Origin of the sequence: Streptomyces sp. NPDC051963 (assembly GCF_044593495.1) — a bacterium.
Classification (GTDB): Bacteria; Actinomycetota; Actinomycetes; order Streptomycetales; family Streptomycetaceae; genus Streptomyces.
On record NZ_JBIUCC010000003.1, the window covers coordinates 519,708 to 537,030 of the forward strand.

Consider the following 17,323-nt stretch of genomic DNA (forward strand, 5'->3'; position numbering starts at 1 on the left):
GGACAGCGCCCGCGCTCGGGTGCGACGAACGTACGACAGGAGGACCATGAAGCCCGCCCCCTTCCAGTACCACCGGGCCCGCGACGTCGACGGCGCCGGGCGCCTGCTGGCCGAGCTAGGCGACGACGCCAAGGTCATCGCCGGCGGACAGAGTCTCGTCGCGATGATGAACTACCGGCTGGCCCGGCCGCGGCACCTCGTCGACATCGGCGGACTGCGGGAACTGGACCGGATGCACCGGGACGCCGACGGCAGACTGCGCATCGGGGCACTCACCACCCACCACACGGTGGAGAGAGACCCGGCCGGGGTGCTGGGGGCGGGCTTCGAGGTCCTGAAGAGGACCATGACGTGGATCGGGCACCTCCCGATCCGCACCCGCGGCACGGTCGGCGGCAGCATGGCGCACGGCGACGCCACCGCCGAGTGGTGCCTGCTCGCGATGACACTCGGCGCGGAGTTCGTGGCACGCGGGCCGCGGGGACAGCGCACGATCACGGCCGGGGAATTCTTCCTCGGCTACTACACGACCGCCCTCGACCCGGACGAACTCCTCGTCGAGGTCGTCTTCCCCCGTCCCGCGCCGCACGCCGCGCTCACCGAATTCGCCGAGCGGCGCGGTGACTTCGCCCTCGTGGCCGCCGCCGTCGACCTCGATGTGGAGGACGGTGAGGTGCGCTCCGGACGGGTCGGGCTCGGCGGGGTGGCGTCCGCCGCCGTCCGGGTGCCGGAGGCGGAGGCCGTACTGGCCGACGGCGGCTCCTTCGAGGCGTGCGCGTCCGCCGCCGCGGAGGCCGTCGAGCCGCCCGCCGACGCGTCCGGCAGCACGCACTACCGCAAGCAACTCGTACGGACCCTGGTCCGGCGCGCCTGCGAGGAGGCCATGTCGTCATGAACGAACAGAAGTTGGTGGGCAGGGCGGTGCACCGCCGCGAGGATCCACGGCTGCTCTCCGGGCGCGGCCGGTTCGTCGACGACATCGCGCTGCCCGGCATGCTGTACGCCCAGTTCGTACGCAGCACGGTCGCGCACGCCGAGCTCGCCTCGGTGGACCTGTCCGCGGTGCGCGAAGTCCCGGGCGTCGTCGCGGCGTTCACGGCCGAGGACCTGGAGCTGGGCGACATCGTCGCTCAACTGGGGCGCCCGCTCTCGGAGTTCGTACCGACCGCGATGCCGGTCCTGGCCCGCGACAAGGTCCGCTACGTCGGGGAGCCGATCGCGATCGTCGTGGCCCGTGACGCGTACGCGGCGGAGGACGGCCTGGAGGCGGCGAAGGTCTCGTACGACACCCTGCCCCCGGTCATGTCCGAGGAGGCGGCGTTCGCGGACGGCGCCCCGCTCGTCCACGCCGAGGCGGCGCACAACACGCTGGTGGACGTCTCGCTCTTCGCCACGGACGGCATCGACCGCATCTTCGACTCGGCCGCCTGTGTCGTCGAGGTCGACGCGAGGACCGGACGGCAGAACGCGCTGCCGCTGGAGACGCGGGGCGCCGTGGCGGACTGGGACGACCGCGAGGAGCAGCTCGTCCTGCACACATGCACCCAGATCCCGCACCAGGTACGGACGGTGGCGTCCCGCTGTCTGCGCATCGACGAGCGCGCCGTGCGGGTCGTGGTGCCCGACATGGGCGGCGGGTTCGGCCAGAAGTGCGTCGTCGGCCGCGAGGAGATCGCCGCCGCCGCTGCCGCGCTGCGACTCCGCCGACCGGTCAAGTGGATCGAGGACCGCAAGGACGCCCTGACCGCGTCCTTCCTCGCCCGCGAACAGCACTACCGGGCGCGCGCGGCCTTCGACGCCGAGGGCAGGATCCTCGCGCTCGACACGGACGTGGTCTGCGACATGGGCGCCTACTCCTGCTACCCCTTCACGGCGGGCATCGAGCCGCTGATGGCGTCCGCCGAGATGCCCGGCGTCTACAAGGTGCCCGCGTACCGGGTGCGCGGCCGGGCGGTCACCACCAACAAGGCGCCCACCGGGCCGTATCGCGGCGTGAGCCGGCCGCAGTACGTCATGGTCATGGAGCGGCTCTTCGAGCGCGCAGCCCGCGAACTGGCCCTGGATCCGGTCGAGATCCGCCGCCGCAACGTCATCACCGACTTCCCGTACACGGGCGTCAACAGCATCACCTACGACCCGGGTTCCTACCTGGAGTCGCTCAACCTGTGCGAGCTGCTCGTCCGGGAGGAGGGCTGGTACGAGAAGCAGGCAGCGGCGGCGGCCGAGGGCCGGCACATCGGCATCGGCTACTCGTGCTTCAGCGAGCGCACCGGCTACGGCTCCTCGGCCTTCGCCCAGCGCAAGATGAAGGTGGTGCCCGGCTTCGACATCTCCGAGGTGCGGATGGACACCAGCGGCACGGTCACCTTCACCACCGGCACCATGAACCACGGACAGAGCCACGAGACGACGATGGCGCAGATCGTCGCCGACGCACTCGGCCTGGACATCGCCAAGGTGCGGATCCATCAGGGCGACACCGACCGCATCACCTACGGCTTCGGCACCTTCGCCAGCCGCTCCATCACGATCGGCGGCAGCGCCGTACGCCTGGCCGCCGCGAAGCTCGGCGACAAGCTGTGCGCGATCGCCGCCTCCCGTTGGGAAGTCGCCCCGGAAGAGGTGGAGTTGGCGGACGGCGCCGCCCGCCGCCGTAACGCGCCCGACGTCCTCACCTACGAGGAGATCGCCGACATCGCCTACCTCCAGGCCCACCTGCTCCCGAAGGACATCGAGCCCGGCCTGTCGGCCACCGCCACCTTCGACGTCTTCAACGACGGGACCTTCTCCAACGCCACCCATGCCTGCGTCGTCGAACTCCACGCGGGCACCGGGCAGGTGGAGATCCTGCGGTACGTGTGCGTCGAGGACTGCGGGGTCGCCATCAACCCGCAGGTCGTGGAGGGGCAGTGCCGGGGCGGCATCGCGCAGGGCATCGCGGGCGCGCTGTTCGAGCAGGTGACGTACGACGCGCAGGGCGAGCCGTCGGCGACCGGCTTCATGGACTACAAGGTGCCCACCGCGCACGAGATCCCCGACGTGCTGATCCACCATCTGGAGACGCCCTGCGCGTTCACCGAGACCGGTGCGAAGGGTGCCGGCGAGGGCGGCACGATCGGGGCGCCCGCCGCCGTACTCAACGCAGTCAACGACGCCCTGCGCCCGACCGGCGTCGAACTCGACCACACCCCGATCACCCCCGAGACCGTGCACCGCGCCCTCAGCAGCGCCCCGAGCCTGGAGTCGTCCTCATGAACACCGACCCCGTGGTAACCCATCCGGACCTCCAGCTCATCACCCTCGACGTCAACGGTGAGCGGCACGACGTGGTCACCGAACCCCGCCGCACCCTCGTCGACGTACTGCGGCACGACCTGCGGCTGACGGGGACGCACGTCGGATGCGAGCACGGCATCTGCGGCGCCTGCACGGTCCTGGTCGACGACAGGCCCGTACGCGCCTGCCTGATGTTCGCGGCGCAGGCGGAAGGGGCCCGGATCCGCACGGTCGAGTCGCTGTCGGACGCCGACAGCGGGCTGAACGATCTGCAACGGGCGTTCACCGAGCACCACGCCTTGCAGTGCGGATTCTGTACGCCCGGGTTCCTGATGCTCGCCGAAGGGTTCCTCGCCGAGCAGCCCGAGGCGAGCAAGGAGGAGATCCGCGAAGTGGTCGCCTCGAATCTGTGCCGGTGCACCGGCTACCAGACCATCGTCGAGGCGATCGACGCCTGCGCGACGGCCCGCCGCGGGGCCTGCGCCCACCTCTGTGACAGCTCTGCCACCAAGGAGCACTGACGCATGCAGCTCACCAACACAGTGCCGATCAAGGCCTCTCCCGATGACGTCTTCGCCCTGATGAACGACGTGGAACGGGTCGCGTCCTGCATGCCGGGCGCCACGCTCGACGGGCAGGACGGCGACGCCTGGCGGGGCCGGGTGAAGATCCGGGTGGGTCCCATCAGCGCCTCCTACGCGGGCACCGTCCGCTTCCTGGAGATCGACGCCGAGAAGCGGCGACTGCGGGTACACGCACGCGGTACGGACACCCACGGCAGCGGGGACGCGGAGGCGGAGGTCTCTCTGGACATCCTCGCGGCACCCGAGGGAGCGCTGCTCCAGCTCTCCACGGACCTGGTGATCCGGGGCAAGATCGTCCAGTTCGGCAAGGGTGCGATCGTCACGGTGTCGGACCGGATCCTCCAGCAGTTCGCGCGGAACCTGGGGAGCCTGCTGGACCAGGACCGGGCGACCGGGACCTCCTCGCCGGCCGCGAGTGCTCCGACCGCACCCGCCGTGGCACAGCCCGCCCTGGCGCAGGACTCCGATCTCGACGGCCTGGCGATGCTGCTCGGGCCGCGAGCCGCCAAGTACGGCCTGGTGGCGGGGGCGTTCGCCTTCGGTGTCCTGGAGGGCTGGCTGCTCGGTCGACTCGGCGCCCAGGCCCGGGAGTTGCGGGCCCTGCGGAGGACGTCATGAGCGAGGCGCAGTACGGTCAGGAGACGGAACGGACCTACGAGCGGGCCGGGTTCGGCGCGCCCGTGCGCCGCGGCAGCCGCCCCGCGATCATCGTCGTCGACCTCACGCGCGGCTTCACCGAACAGGGCTTCCCCTCAGGGGCCGACCTCACCGAAGTCGTGGGCGCCACAAGCGACTTGATCGCGGCGGCGCGTCCGGCCGGCGTGCCGGTGGTGTTCACCGCGATCTCCTACACACCGGCCGAGGCGGCGGGCGACGCCGTGACCTGGCTGCACAAGGCGCAGGGCATGCGGAGCCTGGTCGAAGGGAGCGAGGAGGTCGCTCTCGACCCGCGGCTGCCGCGGGCGCCGCAGGACCATCTGATCGTGAAGAAGGGCGCCTCCGCGTTCTTCGGTACGTCCCTGGCCGCCCTGCTGACCGGCCTCGGCTGCGACACGGTACTGGTCTGCGGGGCGACTACGAGCGGCTGTGTACGGGCCACCGCCGTGGACGCCGTGCAGTCCGGGTTCTCGGTGCTGGTGCCGCAGGAGTGCGTCGGCGACCGCGCACCCGGCCCGCACGAGGCGAACCTCTTCGACATCCAGGCCAAGTACGGCGACGTGATCGGCGTCAAGGACGCCGTCGGGTATCTCGACGGACTGCCGAGGACAGCCCCGTAACCCCATCTGCTCCGCACCATTGGAGAACCCCATGCCCCCACCCACCCGCCTCCTGTCGCAGCCCGCGCTGGCCGATCTCGCGGACGTCCCCGCCACCAGCCGCTGGGTCCGCTCGGGCGGCACCCGCCTGCATGTCCTGGACTACGGAGGTGACGGCGTCCCGCTGGTCGTGCTGCCCGGCATCACCAGCCCGGCCGTCTCGATGGACTTCGTGGCCCGCGAACTGCGGTCTCTGGTCCGGCCGTTGGTGGTCGACGTCCGCGGGCGCGGACTGTCCGACGGCGGCGGCACGTACGGGCTGGTGGAGTACGCCGAGGACACCGAGGCCGTCGTCGCGGGCCTCGGCCTCGACCGGCCGGTCCTCTTCGGACACTCCATGGGCGCCCGGATCGCGGCCGTGACCGCCGTCCGGGCGAAGGTCGGGCTGCGGGGCACCGTGCTGGGCGACCCGCCGATGAGCGGCCCCGGGCGCGGGCCCTATCCGACACCCCTGGATGCCTTCCTCGACCAACTGGCGCAGGCGCGGCGCGGCACCGACGCGGACGAGGTGGCCCGGTCCTGGCCGCGCTGGCCGCGCCGTGAGCAGGAGCTGCGGGCCCGCTGGCTGGCGAGCTGTGACACGGAGGCCGTCACGGCCACGCACCACGGCTTCGAGAGCGAGGACTTCTTCGACTGGTGGCCCTCCGTTCCCGGACCCACGGCACTGCTGTACGGCGCGGACAGTCCGGTCGTCACCGCGGAGGGCGCGGCGGAGGCGGCCCGGAGGCTGCCGTCGGCCGTACTGGCCGAGATCCCGGACGCCGGCCACATGCTGTTCTGGGACAACCCGCCCGCCGCACTCACGGCGCTGCGCCAAGCGCTGCTCCCGATGCTGACGTGACGCCTGCACACAGGTTCCCCGAGACCGCAGGTCCGGCTGACGACTCGATCAAGCGCCGTGCTTAAGTGGGCTCCATGGGAGACGAAACCGCAACCCCGACATCCGCGCCTCCTGGGCCTCCCCCAGCGCTCACCGCCGCGCCCGGCTACCAGGTGCGCCGCCTCTACCAGGCCTATCTCGCGGTCTGGATCCGTGCTGTCGACCCGACGCTCACCGGGCCGCAGTTCGCTGTGCTCCAGGCTGTGGAGGCGGCGCCGGGGAGCGACCAGCGGTCCATGGCGTCCGCGGTCTCCCTGGACACCTCGACGATGGCGGACGTCGCCCGGCGGCTGGAGAACCGGGGCCTGATCGTACGCAGGACGGCCGCCGACGACGGCCGGCGCAAGCTGCTCCATCTGACGGAGGAGGGCGAACAGGCCCTTCAGGGCGCGAACCGCCGCGCGCGCCAACTGGACGAACGGCTGCTCGGACCGTTCGGCCCCGAGCGGCGCGAAGAAGTCATGCATCTGCTCACGTCCCTCGCCGACCACTGGGAGGGACTGGCCGAGGACTCGTAGCCCGCCGCCGCGGACAGCGGATCCCCGGTCGCCGACCACCGTACGCACCCGCGTACGCAGGACACCCGGAGGACTCCGTGACCGACCACCACATCGGCATGATCGTGCCCAGCTCGAACCTGACCATGGAGACGGAACTGCCGCGCATGATGCGGCAGCGCGAGACCGTGGTTCCGGAGGACCGGTTCGTCTTCCACAGCAGCCGTATGCGCATGCAGCACGTCACGCCCGAGCAGCTGCGCGCCATGAACGCGCAGACCGGGCGCGCGGCACTGGAGCTCGCCGACGCCCGGCCGGACGTGGTCGCCACGGCCTGCCTCGTGGCGATCATGGCGCAGGGGCCGGGCTACCACTGCACCGCCGAGGACGAGATCACCGGCGTGCTGCGCGCCGAGGGCTCCCAGGCCCCCGTGGTGTCCAGCGCCGGCGCCCTGCTCGACGGCATCAGCGCCCTGGGCGCCCGGCGGGTCGCGATCGTCACGCCGTATCTGAAGCCGCTCACCCAACTGGTGGCGGACTACATCGAGGCCGCGGGCATCGAGGTCGTGGACGCGCTGAGCCTGGAGGTGCCGGACAACCTGGCCGTCGCCCGCCTCGACCCCGCCGATCTGCGCGAGCACTGGACGCGACTGGACCTGTCCCGGGCCGACGCGCTCGTCCTGTCCGCCTGTGTCCAGATGCCCTCGCTGCCGTCGATCCAGCCGGTGGAGGAGGCGGCGGGGCTGCCGGTGCTCTCGGCGGCCACCGCCACGGCGTACCGCATCCTCGTCGAGCTGGGCCTGCCCACGGTCGTTCCCGGCGCGGGCAGCCTGCTCGGCGGGCAGGTCGCTACTGCTTGACCGCCCCGGCCAGCCCGTTGATGAAGAACCGCTGGAGCACGACGAAGATCAGGACGATGGGCAGCAGGGTGATGACCGATCCCGCGCACACCAGGGTCCAGGCGGTGGAGTTCTGGCCGATGAAGTTGAACATGCCCACCGACAGCGTGTGCAGTTCGGGGCGGGAGAGGGTGAAGACCAGCGGGATGAAGAAGCTGTTCCAGGCGGTGATGCAGGCGAACAGGCCCACGGTCGCCAGCATCGGCCCGGACAGCGGCAGCATGATCCGCCAGAAGATCTGGTGGAAGCTCGCCCCGTCCACACGGGCCGCGTCCTCGAGACCCCGGTCGATGGTCGTGAAGTAGCCCATGAACAGGAAGGTGCCGAAGACCATCCCGCCCGCCGACTGGACGATGATCACCGACCAGAGGGTGTTGAGGAGATGGAGCCGCTGGATCAGGTCGAAGACCGGGATGATCGTGTAGCCGTGCGGAAGGAAGAGCGTCACTCCGACCAGACCCAGCCAGATCTTCTTGCCGGGGAAGTCGGTGCGGGCCAGGACATAGCCGGCCATGGAGGTGGCGAGCAGTGTGACGACGACCGTTCCCATGGCGAACAGGACCGTGTTGACGAAGAACCGGCTGAAGTCCGCCTGTGTCCAGGCCTCGCTGTAGTTGGACCAGTGGAACTCGGACGGGATCGGGTTCAGCCCGCCGGAGAAGAAGCCGTCGGTGCTCTTCAGCGAGCTGCCGAGCGCCACAGGAACGGGTAGAGCCAGATGAGGCCGCCGGCGAGCAGCCCGAGATAGAGGAGACCTCGGCGGCCTTGGCGAAGCCGTGGGGTCAGGGTGGACATCGTCGCTCCTTCACTGGTGGGCGGCCGTGCGCCGGCGGCTGATCCGGCGCAGGGCGAGGACCTGTAGCCCGGAAAAGACGATGAGCAGCAGTCCGTAGAGGAATGAGGCCGCGGAGGCCAGACCGACGTCGGGCTGGGCGGCGGCGCCGGCGGCACCGCCGAAGGCCAGGTGGTAGATGTACGTGTTGACGACCTCGGTGGCGAAGAACGGGCCGCCGCCGGTGAGTACCTGCACCAGGTCGAAGACCTGGAAGCTGCCGATGAAGGCCAACACCACGATGACGACGCCGACTTGGCGCAGCATCGGGATGGTGATGCGGAAGAAGGACTGGACGGGTCCGCAGCCGTCGAGCTTCGCCGCCTCGTACAGCTCCGCCGGGATGGTCTGGAGCCCGGCGAGGAAGTAGACGAGGTTGTAGCCGAGGGTGTGCCAGATGCCGATCGCGATGATCACGGCCAGGGCGGTGTTCGGGTCGCCGAGCCAGTCGACGTGCCCGTTGCTCACCCCGGTCCTGGCCAGCAGACTGCCCGCCGAGTCACCGAAGTTGGCGAGCATGAGCTGGATGACCACGCCGACGACCGCCGCCGAGGTGACGACGGGGATGAAGTAGACGGTCCGGAAGAACAGTGCGAACTTGAGCTTCGGGTTGTTCAGTACGAGGGCGAGCGCCAGGGCCAGCAGCAGTTGCACCGGGACGAGCACGAAGGCGTAGACGAAGGTGTGCCGGACGGCACCCCAGAAGATGCGGTCGTGCAGGATCTGCCGGAAGTTGGCGAGGCCCACGTAGTCGCCGGGTTCGCCGATGCCGTTCCAGCGGTAGAAGGTGTAGCCGAAGGAGGCGAAGATCGGGTAGATCACGAAGGCCAGCAACAGCACGGCCATCGGGGCGAGATAGAGGTACGACCACTTGGCGGCGCGGATGCGGTGCCAGAGGCCGTTCCGGGCGGCGACCGGTGGTGCGCTCGGGCGCGTTCGTCGACGCTCGCGGGTTTCGAGGAGTGACATCGTGGCTGCTCACGCCTTCTTCGTGGTGTAAGGCTTGGTCGGGTCCCAGTCCGCGAAGACGTAGTCGGACGTGCTGACCTTCTTGCCCTGCTTGGCCACCGCGGCGACCGCGTCGGAGAGGATCTGGAACTTCTTGTCGGCCAGGCTGCTCAACTCGCTCTGCACGTCCTTGATCTGGCCGGTGTAGACACCGGTCACCACATCGCTGATGTCCGGCTTGGGGGCGCCGGGCGCGACACCGGCCAGCTCGGGGTTGCGCACGAGGGGCACCGGGCCGCGCAGCACCTGCTCGGTCATGCCGACGAAGGCGGCGAAGGGCTTGGAGTCGATGCCGGCCGGGTCGTTGTTCGCGGGGTGCACGGAGACGCCGTTGAGGTCCTGCACCCAGCGGCGCCCGGCGGCGGGTGATGTCAGCGCGTCCAGCCATTGGAAGGCCTGGTGGGCCTTCTTGCTCTTGGCGGAGACCGCGGCGAAGGCGCCGTTGCCGACCGGGTCGGCGTAGTAGTACCCCTTCGGGGTCGCGGTGGGCGAGGGCAGCGTGACCAGGCTGTAGTCGGTGAACTTGTGCTGGGTCCACTCGGGTTGGTTCCACACGCCGCCGACGGTCATGCCGAACTTGCCGCGCTCGAAGAACGCACGGGCCGCTTCGTCGGAGAGGCTGACGGAGTTGGGGTGGAAGAAGCCGCGCTTCTTCCATTCGACGAACAGTTCCAGGAAGTCGGCGTACGCGCGGTCGGTTCCGTACGTCCACTTGCCGACGCGGTGGTCCATGCCGGTCGCGGCGCCGGTGGGGGCGCCGCCGGGTGCGCCGGCGCCGCGTACGAAGAGGTCCAGCCACCAGGCGAGGACGCCGATGCCGTCGGCGTTGCCGAAGCCGAGGCCGTACGACTTGCCGCCGCTCTTTTTGGTGATCGTCTGGGCGGCGCTGGTCACCTCGTCCCAGGTCCGGGGTATCTTCACGCTCCCGTCGGGGTTGGTCAGCCCGGCGGCCTCGAAGACGCCGTGGTGGATGTAGAGCTGGTAGAGCGGGCCCGAGCCTTTCAACGGGGCCGAATACACCTTGCCGTCGAAGACGTTGGCGCCCTCCAGGAAGGTGCCCTCGGGGAAGCGCGACTGCCACTGCGGTGTCGCCCACTCGTCGAGGGGCTGCAGCCAGCCCTTGGCGACCTGCTCGGCGACGCTGGGCACCTGCGGGATCATGAAGACGTCCGGTGGGTTGCCGCTGCGGTTGGCGAGCGCCACCAAGTCCGCGTACTTGGCGTTCTGTTGGGTCGTCTTGTTGACGCTGACCCCGCTGTGGCCCTTCTCGAAGAGTTCCATCTCCTTGTCGACCCAAGGAGCTTGGGTGACGTACCAGTCCCAGTAGGTGAGCGCGTCCGCCGACGAGGAAGGGGAGCCCGAGCTGCATGCGCTCAGGCCGCCGCCCAGTGCCACGGTGCCGGCGCCGAGTGCGGCGGCGTGCAGGAGGCGTCGTCTGGAGACGTTCGACGAAGTCATCTGGTGGTCCTCCGAAGCGGAGAAGAGGGATGCCGAACGGCATGTAACGTTCACTGAACCGTTTACAGTAACCGGGACGTTAAGGGTGCGTGTCGCAGCCGTCAAGAGGTTCGACGTGGCTTTGCGGGGCGATTCCCACGACCGTAGGAAGCCCGTCCGGACAGCCCTCTGCCAGGGCCATGGAGAAACCTTGGCAAGTTGTGTAACTTTTTCATCGGTGTTACTCACATCGGCTGTTCACCGGGGCGAGGAGAAGCAGAGCATGGCTCAAGGTCGGGGTTCCGCAGGTCGGGCGACGATTCGTGACGTGGCGTCGCGCGCAGGCGTGTCCGTCGCCACCGTCTCGCGGATCCTCAGCGGGGCGTACACGGCGCCCCCCGCGACGCACGAGCGGGTCATGCAGGCCGTGCACGACCTCGACTATGTGGTCAACGCCAACGCCCGCTCCCTCACCACGGGTTCGGGAATGGTGGCCATGGTGGTCAACGACATCACCTCGCCGTTCTTCATGAACGTCGCCTCGGGGGTGGAGGAGCAGGCAGTCGCCGACGGCCGGGTCTGCCTCGTCTGTTCCACCCAGGGCATCCCGGAGCGCGAGCTGTCGGTGATCAACCTGATGCGCCAGCGGGGCGCGGAGGCGATCATCCTGGTCGGCGGCATGGCCGAGACCGAGGAACACCTCGCCCAACTCACCGCCGCCGCCGAGGGGATGGACCGGGCCGGCGCCCGTCTGGTGCTCTGCGGCCGGACATGGCGGGGCGCGAAGGCGCCGGTGGACGTGGTGGAGTGCGACATGGAGAGCGGTGCCTTCGCCGCCACCAGCCATCTGATCTCCGCCGGCCACACCCGGGTGGCACACCTGGCGGGCCCGCACGAGTTCAGCGTCGCGGGCCAGCGCCTCGAAGGGTACGAACGGGCGCTGCGCGCGCACGGCATCAAGCCCGATCCGGCGCTCGTCGCCGAGAGCGACATGACGCGCGAGTCCGGATACGAGGCGGCCTGCCGGCTGCTCACCGACACCGACGCCACGGCGATCTTCTGCGCCAACGACATGAGCGCCGCCGGCACCATCGCCGCCGCCCGCGACCTGGGCCGCTCGGTCCCCGACGACCTCTCCGTGGTCGGCTTCGACGACATCCCGCTCGCCGAGGACGTGTTCCCACGGCTCACCACGGTGCACGTCCCCCAGCAGGAACTCGGCCGCTCCGCGACCCGCCTCGCCCTGCACCGCCGTCCCACCGATCCGCAGAGCCGCCGAGTGGTGCTCGGCTCGCACATCGTCGTACGCCAGTCGGTGGCACCCCCCGCCCGCCTCAACACCGTCGGAAAGGCGGACAGTTGACATCGGAAGACCGGCTCCTCTCCCCGTACACCGGCTGGACGCGTACACACTGGGAGGCGCTGGCCGACGCGCAGCTGGCCGCCGTCCGCCCGTACGCCACCGACCGGCACGCCCTGCTCCACCTGCCCGGTCCCGCCAGCCGCAACGGCCGGCACAGCGACGGCCTCGAAGGCTTCGCCCGCACCTTCCTGCTGGCCGGCTTCCGCCTGGCCCGCTCCGGCGACACCGACCCGGGCGGCCACGCCGAGTGGTACGCCGAGGGCCTGGCCGCCGGCACCGACCGGGGCTCCCCGGAACACTGGCCGAGCATGCGCGAGTGCGGACAGGCCAAGGTGGAGTGCGCGTCTGTGGCGATCGCGCTGCACGAGACGCGGCTCTGGATCTGGGACCGGCTGGACGACGGCGTACGGCAACGGATCGTCGCCTGGATGACGGACCTGCTCGGCAGCGACGTCTCCGACAACAACTGGGTGTGGTTCCGTGCGATCACGTCCGCGTTCCTGCGCTCGGTCGGCGCGCCGTGGAGTGCGCCCGACATCGACCACGCGATCACGCGGACGGAGGAGTGGTACGCGGGCGACGGCTGGTACTCCGACGGGAGCGGTGCAGGCGGCCCGTTGCGGCACTTCGACCACTACTCGGGCTGGGCCATGCAGTACTACCCCCTGTGGTACTGCCGGATCTCCGGCGCCGACGCCGACCCCGCCCTGCTCCCCCGCTACCGGGCCCGGCTCCGCCGCTACCTCGACGACGCCCAGCACCTCGTGGCGGCCGACGGCGCCCCGCTGTACCAGGGCCGCTCCCTCACGTACCGCTACGCGATGCTCTGCCCGCTCTGGGTGGGCGCCGTCTTCGACGCCACTCCCCTGCCGGCGGGCCGCACCCGCCGTCTCGCGAGCGGAGTCCTACGACACTTCACCGAAGCCGACTGCTTCGACGAGCGCGGACTCCAACCGCTCGGCTGGCACGGGGAGTTCACGGCGATCCGGCAGCCGTACTCCGGGCCCGGCTCGCCGTACTGGTCGAGCAAGGGCTTCGCCGGGCTGGTGCTGCCCGCCGAGCACCCGGTGTGGTCGGACAAGGAGGAGGCGCTGCCGATCGAGACCCGGGACGTGCGGCGGACGCTGACCGCCCCGGGGTGGCTCGTCTCCGGCACGGCCTCGGACGGGGTCGTGCGCGTGGTCAATCACGGCAGCGACCACGCCTTCGGTGACGGCGTCGACATGGAGGCGGACGATCCGACGTACGCCCGCCTGGCCTACGCCTCGCACGCCGGCCCCGACAGCGCGGAGGCGAGCCTCAACGACCCGCTCGACTCGCACATCGCGCTGCTCGACGCCGACGGACGCCCTTCGCACCGCCGCCCGTTGACCCGGCTGCACCTCGGTGTGCGGACCGCCGTCTCCCGGCACCGGGCCCACTGGCCGCTCGGCCCTGTGCCCGTCCCGTACGCCCACGAGCCCGCGCCCTCGTTCCGTACGGGCCCGTGGATCACGACGGCGTCCATGCTGAACGGCCCGCTGGAGGTCCGGCTCGCGCGCGTCGACGGCCCGGTCCGGGAACCGCTGCGGCTACGGCTCGGCGGCTACTGTCTGGCCGCCACCGAACCTCCGCTCGCGTACGAGGAGACCGGGCCTGCCGCTTGGGTGCGCCGCCCGACCGGCCTGTCCAGCACGGTGGTCGGGCTGCGCGGTTTCGACCAGGCGGGCATCGCCACCGCACGGGACGCCAATGCCTTCGGCGCACACTCGGCGACACCCTGGCTCGCCACGACGGCGGAGGTCGAACCGGGCGCGGTGTACGCCGCGTTGGTCTGTCTCTCCGGAGTCGTCGAGGGACCGGGTGCCGCCGAAGCCGTACGTCTGGAGGTCTGTTACGACGGTGACGGCACCGCCCTCGCCGTCGTCACCTGGCCCGACGGCACCCAGGACAACGTCCGCCTGGGGCCGCCGAGTTGACCGGTGTGTCGGGTCGGATGCCGTACTTCTGGATCACGTGCCGTCGATGAGCCTGACCGCGATCGCGGGGCTGAACTGTCCGGCAGGGACCGTCGGGGCGATGCCGCACTGCCCGTCGGAGTTCCCCGGCGTCTTGACCCACAGCAGCAGGTCCTCGCCGCCGCCCACGCGCGGGGTGGCACCGAGTTTGCGGCCGGCCGGGTTGCACCACTCGCCGTTGGAGCCGTTGCCGTTGCGGCTGGAGTCCACGACGAAGTGGGAGCCGCCGCCGAGCGCGGAGTTGATCGAGTTGCCGTAGGTCTCCGAGGAGCCGGTGGTGTAGAAGTTCGAGACGTTCACGGAGAAGCCGCGGACGTTGGCCACGCCCGCGGACTTCAGCCGGCTCGCCATGGTCGCCGGAGCGACCCAGTTGGTGTGTCCGGCGTCCAGATAGGCCCAGGTGTTGGGTGCCTTCTGCTGGAACATCTGGGCGGCGTAGGCGAGCATCGCGAGCCGGTCGCCGACCTGCGAACCGGACAGGCAGCTGAAGTCGGACAGGGCGTCCGGCTCGATGACGACCACGGCGGGGCGGGTCCCCACCGCGGCCGCGAAGGTCGAGATCCAGGTGCGGTACTCGGCCACGCTGCCCGCGCCACCGGACGAGTGGCCGCCGCACGCGTCCCGGAGCGGGATGTTGTAGGCGACCAGGACCGGCAGCTTGTCGTGGCTGTCGGCGGCACCGACGTAACCGGCCACGGCGGGTCCGATCCCTCCGCTCTCGCCGCCTGTGTACCAGCGGGCTATCGGCTGGGACGCGATGGCCGACTGGATACGCGCGGCTCGCGAGTCGGAGGGGTTGTTCCGGACCCAGACGGCCGGGCCGGAGTCGGGGTTGGAGTAGAAGCCGCTCGTCAGGGAGATCGGACTGGCGGCCGCTGCCGGTCCGGCCGCGACGAGTGGGAGCGGCAGCACGAGCAGACCGATCAGGGCAGTTCTGAGCAGAACGTTCCAGCGCACGGTGAGTCCCTTCTCCTCAGCGCGCGGAGTCGGCGGCGAAGGCCGACACCCAGGCGAGTGCGGAGTTCCAGTTGATGGCGATTTCGTTGGTCGAGTACGAAAAGATGTCGTCGATGTAGCAGGTGGCGGGGGCGCAGCCGACCAGGTTCTGCTGGGCGACCGGGTCCTGGAGGGCGGAGTCGGGGCCGCCGGCCAGCGAACCGGGCGGGGGGCTCGGCAACTTGGGGTCGATCTGGTGGGCCCAGATGCGGTTGTGCTGGTTGCGGCTGAACTGGGTGCCGTAGCCGGTGACGAAGGACTGGTTCAGGGCGTTGCGGCCGAGGAGGTAGTCCAGCGACTCCAGCGCGGCACTGCGGTAGACGCTCCGGTGGGTGATGTCGTAGGCGGTAGCGATGACCAGCGCGTTGTTCGCGGTGACGCTGTTGGAGCCCCAGACGTAGGCGCCGTCGGCGGGCAGGTTGGGGTTCGGGTAGCCCTGCGACCGCTCGTCCCGTACGAACCCGTCCGCGACGGCGAGGACCCGCTGGCGGGCGGCGGCGACCATACGGGCGGGGAAACGGCCCGGCAGCCGGACGACGGTGAGGTCGGCCAGCGCTCCGGTGTCCCGCCAGGAGAACCCGGCCGAGGTCATTTCGGTGTCGATGCGGGACAGGTAGGCGCGGTCGTGTGTGGTGGCGTAGAGCTCGGTGGCGGCCCACGAGTACTCGTCGGACACGTCCGTGTCGGCGTACGCTCCGCCGCCGACGCTGTCGCTGCTCGGCGCGTACACGTCGGGATGGGCGAGCGCGGCCTTCCAGGCGGTCCTGGCCGCGGTCAGGCACTTGTGGGCGAAGGCCGCGTCGTAGCGGGCCCACACCCGGGCGCACTGGGCCCCGGCGGCGGCGAGGTTGAGGGTGGCGGCCGTGGACGGCGCGTGCAGGTAACGCGGTTGGGAGTCCTGGTCGGGCTGGGTGGGCAGAGCGCTCCAGGCCAGGTCGTGGATCTTGTGGTGGGCCATGCCGGCCAGCGGCTCGCCCTCGGGCACCTGCATGCGCAGCAGGAACTCCGTCTCCCAGCGGGACTCGTCGAGTACGTCCGGGACGCCGTTGTCGTTCTCGGGGATGCTCAGCAGTCCGTCGCGCAGCCCGGCGGTGTCGCCCTGCGCGCGGGAGCGTTCGTAGGAGTCCATCAACTGCCATGCGGCGAGTGCGCCGTTGACGACGTACTTGCCCTGGTCTCCCGCGTCGTACCAGCCGCCCCGGACGTCCAGTGAGTAGTCACAGACGCCGGGCGGACAGGGGACGTCGGTGTCGCCCTTGTTGGGTGCCACGCCGAGGTGTCCGGCGGGCCGGGCGTAGGCGTCCCCGGCGTATCGGGCCTCGATGGGCGTGCCGCTGCGGACAGCGTAGAAGTAGTCGAGTGCGTCCTTGCGCAGGGCCCGGTAGGGGTTGTCGGCGATGGCGAACGGATGGCTCGCGGCCGTGCCCACTGCGAGCGTGTATCCCGTCCCGGCCTTGCGCACCGAGCTGAAGTCGGCGATGTGCACATGGTCGCCGGAGGCGGCGTCCGTGCCCTGGACGCGCGTGCGTCCGGTCCTGACGACCGCGCCCGAGTCGTCGAGCAGGCGCCATTCCACGGGTTCCGCCGAGGAGTTGACGATGGACGCCTTCTTGGGGCCGTGCACCGCGTAGCCGTACTGGTTCGCGCGTACCGGGGAGCCGAAGTCGCGCCCGCCACCAGGGGGTATCGCACCGCCGGTCAGGGAGACGTCGTCCAGGCACAGGGTGAACGGCTCGGTGGCGCCGCCCTGTTGGAAGGACAGCTGGGCGTGCAGGCTCGCGGTCGCGGAAGTGCCGGTGAACTCGAAGGACTTGGGCGTGGTGGTGACGGCGGCGGCCTTGTTGAGGGTGGTCGTGTGGGGGGCGGCGGGCAGTTGCAGCACGGCGCGAACGGACACGTCCCGGGTGGCGGAGGCGGTGAAGCGCAGGGTGTAGGGCCGGCCGGCCTCCAGCGGGATGTCGTTCTGGCCGATCATGGAGTCCCAGACGTTGACGGTCCCCGAGGGGACCTTGGCGCACAGGCGGCCCAGATCGATGGCGGACGGCGTGTTGCCGCTGCTCCACCAAGGGGTCTTCACGCTGTCGAAGGTGCCGTTGAGCACCCGTTCGTGTGCCGCTTCCGCGGCGTGCGCGGGCGTCGCGGCCAGGGCGACGGTGAGGACGGGCGCGAGGAAGACCGCGCCCCATCTGGTCTTGTGGAACATGCCGGGCCCTTCTCGGTGACAGGGTTCCCGGCTCG

General features: G+C 70.6%; 15 protein-coding genes. 10 read left to right on the top strand and 5 right to left on the bottom strand.

Features of this window, described 5'->3' with window-relative positions; translation table 11 throughout:
- Positions 1–46 precede the first annotated feature (46 nt).
- The 8 genes from ACIHFB_RS14605 to ACIHFB_RS14640 all read left to right on the top strand — a co-directional run bounded on the left by ACIHFB_RS14605 (position 47) and on the right by ACIHFB_RS14640 (position 7,413).
- Complete coding sequence (locus ACIHFB_RS14605) at positions 47–895, top strand: FAD binding domain-containing protein (RefSeq protein ID WP_400126949.1); 849 nt, start codon at positions 47–49, stop codon at positions 893–895.
- On the top strand, positions 892–3,255 hold the full coding sequence (locus ACIHFB_RS14610; protein WP_400126950.1) for a xanthine dehydrogenase family protein molybdopterin-binding subunit: 2,364 nt from the start codon (positions 892–894) through the stop codon (positions 3,253–3,255). The genes ACIHFB_RS14605 and ACIHFB_RS14610 overlap by 4 nt, the downstream gene beginning before the upstream one ends.
- Positions 3,252–3,797: a (2Fe-2S)-binding protein gene (locus ACIHFB_RS14615; protein ID WP_365285870.1), complete on the top strand. Its 546-nt coding sequence runs from the start codon at positions 3,252–3,254 to the stop codon at positions 3,795–3,797. Before ACIHFB_RS14610 ends, ACIHFB_RS14615 begins: the two co-directional genes overlap by 4 nt.
- A 3-nt stretch (positions 3,798–3,800) precedes the next feature.
- Positions 3,801–4,478, top strand: a complete 678-nt coding sequence (locus ACIHFB_RS14620; RefSeq protein WP_400126951.1) for an SRPBCC family protein — start codon at positions 3,801–3,803, stop codon at positions 4,476–4,478.
- The gene (locus tag ACIHFB_RS14625) at positions 4,475–5,137 is read left to right on the top strand and encodes an isochorismatase family protein (protein ID WP_400126952.1); all 663 of its coding nucleotides are present in this window, start codon (positions 4,475–4,477) and stop codon (positions 5,135–5,137) included. Before ACIHFB_RS14620 ends, ACIHFB_RS14625 begins: the two co-directional genes overlap by 4 nt.
- Positions 5,138–5,168: 31 nt before the next feature.
- The gene (locus tag ACIHFB_RS14630; protein ID WP_400126953.1) at positions 5,169–6,017 is read left to right on the top strand and encodes an alpha/beta fold hydrolase; all 849 of its coding nucleotides are present in this window, start codon (positions 5,169–5,171) and stop codon (positions 6,015–6,017) included.
- A 74-nt stretch (positions 6,018–6,091) separates the two neighbouring features.
- Positions 6,092–6,574, top strand: coding sequence for a MarR family transcriptional regulator (locus tag ACIHFB_RS14635; protein WP_365285862.1), 483 nt, complete (start codon positions 6,092–6,094; stop codon positions 6,572–6,574).
- Positions 6,575–6,651: 77 nt separating this feature from the next.
- Entirely contained in the window at positions 6,652–7,413 is a 762-nt protein-coding gene (locus ACIHFB_RS14640) for an Asp/Glu racemase (protein WP_365285860.1), read from the top strand.
- Here the strand turns inward: ACIHFB_RS14640 and ACIHFB_RS14645 are convergent.
- From ACIHFB_RS14645 to ACIHFB_RS14655, 3 genes are all read right to left on the bottom strand, one after another.
- Positions 7,403–8,152: a carbohydrate ABC transporter permease gene (locus ACIHFB_RS14645; RefSeq protein WP_400126954.1), complete on the bottom strand. Its 750-nt coding sequence runs from the start codon at positions 8,150–8,152 to the stop codon at positions 7,403–7,405. The two genes, ACIHFB_RS14640 and ACIHFB_RS14645, sit on opposite strands and share 11 nt — an antisense overlap.
- 105 nt (positions 8,153–8,257) lie before the next feature.
- The gene (locus tag ACIHFB_RS14650; RefSeq protein WP_400126955.1) at positions 8,258–9,253 is read right to left on the bottom strand and encodes a carbohydrate ABC transporter permease; all 996 of its coding nucleotides are present in this window, start codon (positions 9,251–9,253) and stop codon (positions 8,258–8,260) included.
- Positions 9,254–9,262: 9 nt separating this feature from the next.
- Complete coding sequence (locus ACIHFB_RS14655; protein WP_365285854.1) at positions 9,263–10,750, bottom strand: extracellular solute-binding protein; 1,488 nt, start codon at positions 10,748–10,750, stop codon at positions 9,263–9,265.
- 307 nt (positions 10,751–11,057) lie between these two features.
- Here ACIHFB_RS14655 and ACIHFB_RS14660 point away from each other — a divergent pair, with 307 nt between their 5' ends.
- Both ACIHFB_RS14660 and ACIHFB_RS14665 read left to right on the top strand, forming a co-directional pair.
- Positions 11,058–12,092 (top strand): LacI family DNA-binding transcriptional regulator, encoded by a 1,035-nt coding sequence (locus tag ACIHFB_RS14660; protein ID WP_365285852.1) that lies wholly within the window; start codon positions 11,058–11,060, stop codon positions 12,090–12,092.
- Positions 12,089–14,050, top strand: a complete 1,962-nt coding sequence (locus tag ACIHFB_RS14665) for a DUF2264 domain-containing protein (RefSeq protein ID WP_400126956.1) — start codon at positions 12,089–12,091, stop codon at positions 14,048–14,050. Before ACIHFB_RS14660 ends, ACIHFB_RS14665 begins: the two co-directional genes overlap by 4 nt.
- Positions 14,051–14,083: 33 nt before the next feature.
- Here the strand turns inward: ACIHFB_RS14665 and ACIHFB_RS14670 are convergent, their stop codons facing one another.
- Positions 14,084–15,046, bottom strand: a complete 963-nt coding sequence (locus tag ACIHFB_RS14670) for a glycoside hydrolase family 6 protein (protein WP_400126957.1) — start codon at positions 15,044–15,046, stop codon at positions 14,084–14,086.
- Positions 15,047–15,062: 16 nt separating this feature from the next.
- Positions 15,063–17,288 (bottom strand): glycoside hydrolase family 9 protein, encoded by a 2,226-nt coding sequence (locus tag ACIHFB_RS14675; protein ID WP_400126958.1) that lies wholly within the window; start codon positions 17,286–17,288, stop codon positions 15,063–15,065.
- Positions 17,289–17,323: the final 35 nt, after the last annotated feature.

What these genes read in the sequence shown, in the direction of transcription:
- ACIHFB_RS14605 (WP_400126949.1), top strand. Translation starts at nt 47, where the DNA reads ATGAAGCCCGCCCCCTTCCAGTACCACCGGGCCCGCGACGTCGACGGC.
- ACIHFB_RS14610 (WP_400126950.1), top strand. Translation starts at nt 892, where the DNA reads ATGAACGAACAGAAGTTGGTGGGCAGGGCGGTGCACCGCCGCGAGGAT.
- ACIHFB_RS14615 (WP_365285870.1), top strand. Translation starts at nt 3,252, where the DNA reads ATGAACACCGACCCCGTGGTAACCCATCCGGACCTCCAGCTCATCACC.
- ACIHFB_RS14620 (WP_400126951.1), top strand. Translation starts at nt 3,801, where the DNA reads ATGCAGCTCACCAACACAGTGCCGATCAAGGCCTCTCCCGATGACGTC.
- ACIHFB_RS14625 (WP_400126952.1), top strand. Translation starts at nt 4,475, where the DNA reads ATGAGCGAGGCGCAGTACGGTCAGGAGACGGAACGGACCTACGAGCGG.
- ACIHFB_RS14630 (WP_400126953.1), top strand. Translation starts at nt 5,169, where the DNA reads ATGCCCCCACCCACCCGCCTCCTGTCGCAGCCCGCGCTGGCCGATCTC.
- ACIHFB_RS14635 (WP_365285862.1), top strand. Translation starts at nt 6,092, where the DNA reads ATGGGAGACGAAACCGCAACCCCGACATCCGCGCCTCCTGGGCCTCCC.
- ACIHFB_RS14650 (WP_400126955.1), bottom strand. Translation starts at nt 9,253, where the DNA reads ATGTCACTCCTCGAAACCCGCGAGCGTCGACGAACGCGCCCGAGCGCA.
- ACIHFB_RS14655 (WP_365285854.1), bottom strand. Translation starts at nt 10,750, where the DNA reads ATGACTTCGTCGAACGTCTCCAGACGACGCCTCCTGCACGCCGCCGCA.
- ACIHFB_RS14675 (WP_400126958.1), bottom strand. Translation starts at nt 17,288, where the DNA reads ATGTTCCACAAGACCAGATGGGGCGCGGTCTTCCTCGCGCCCGTCCTC.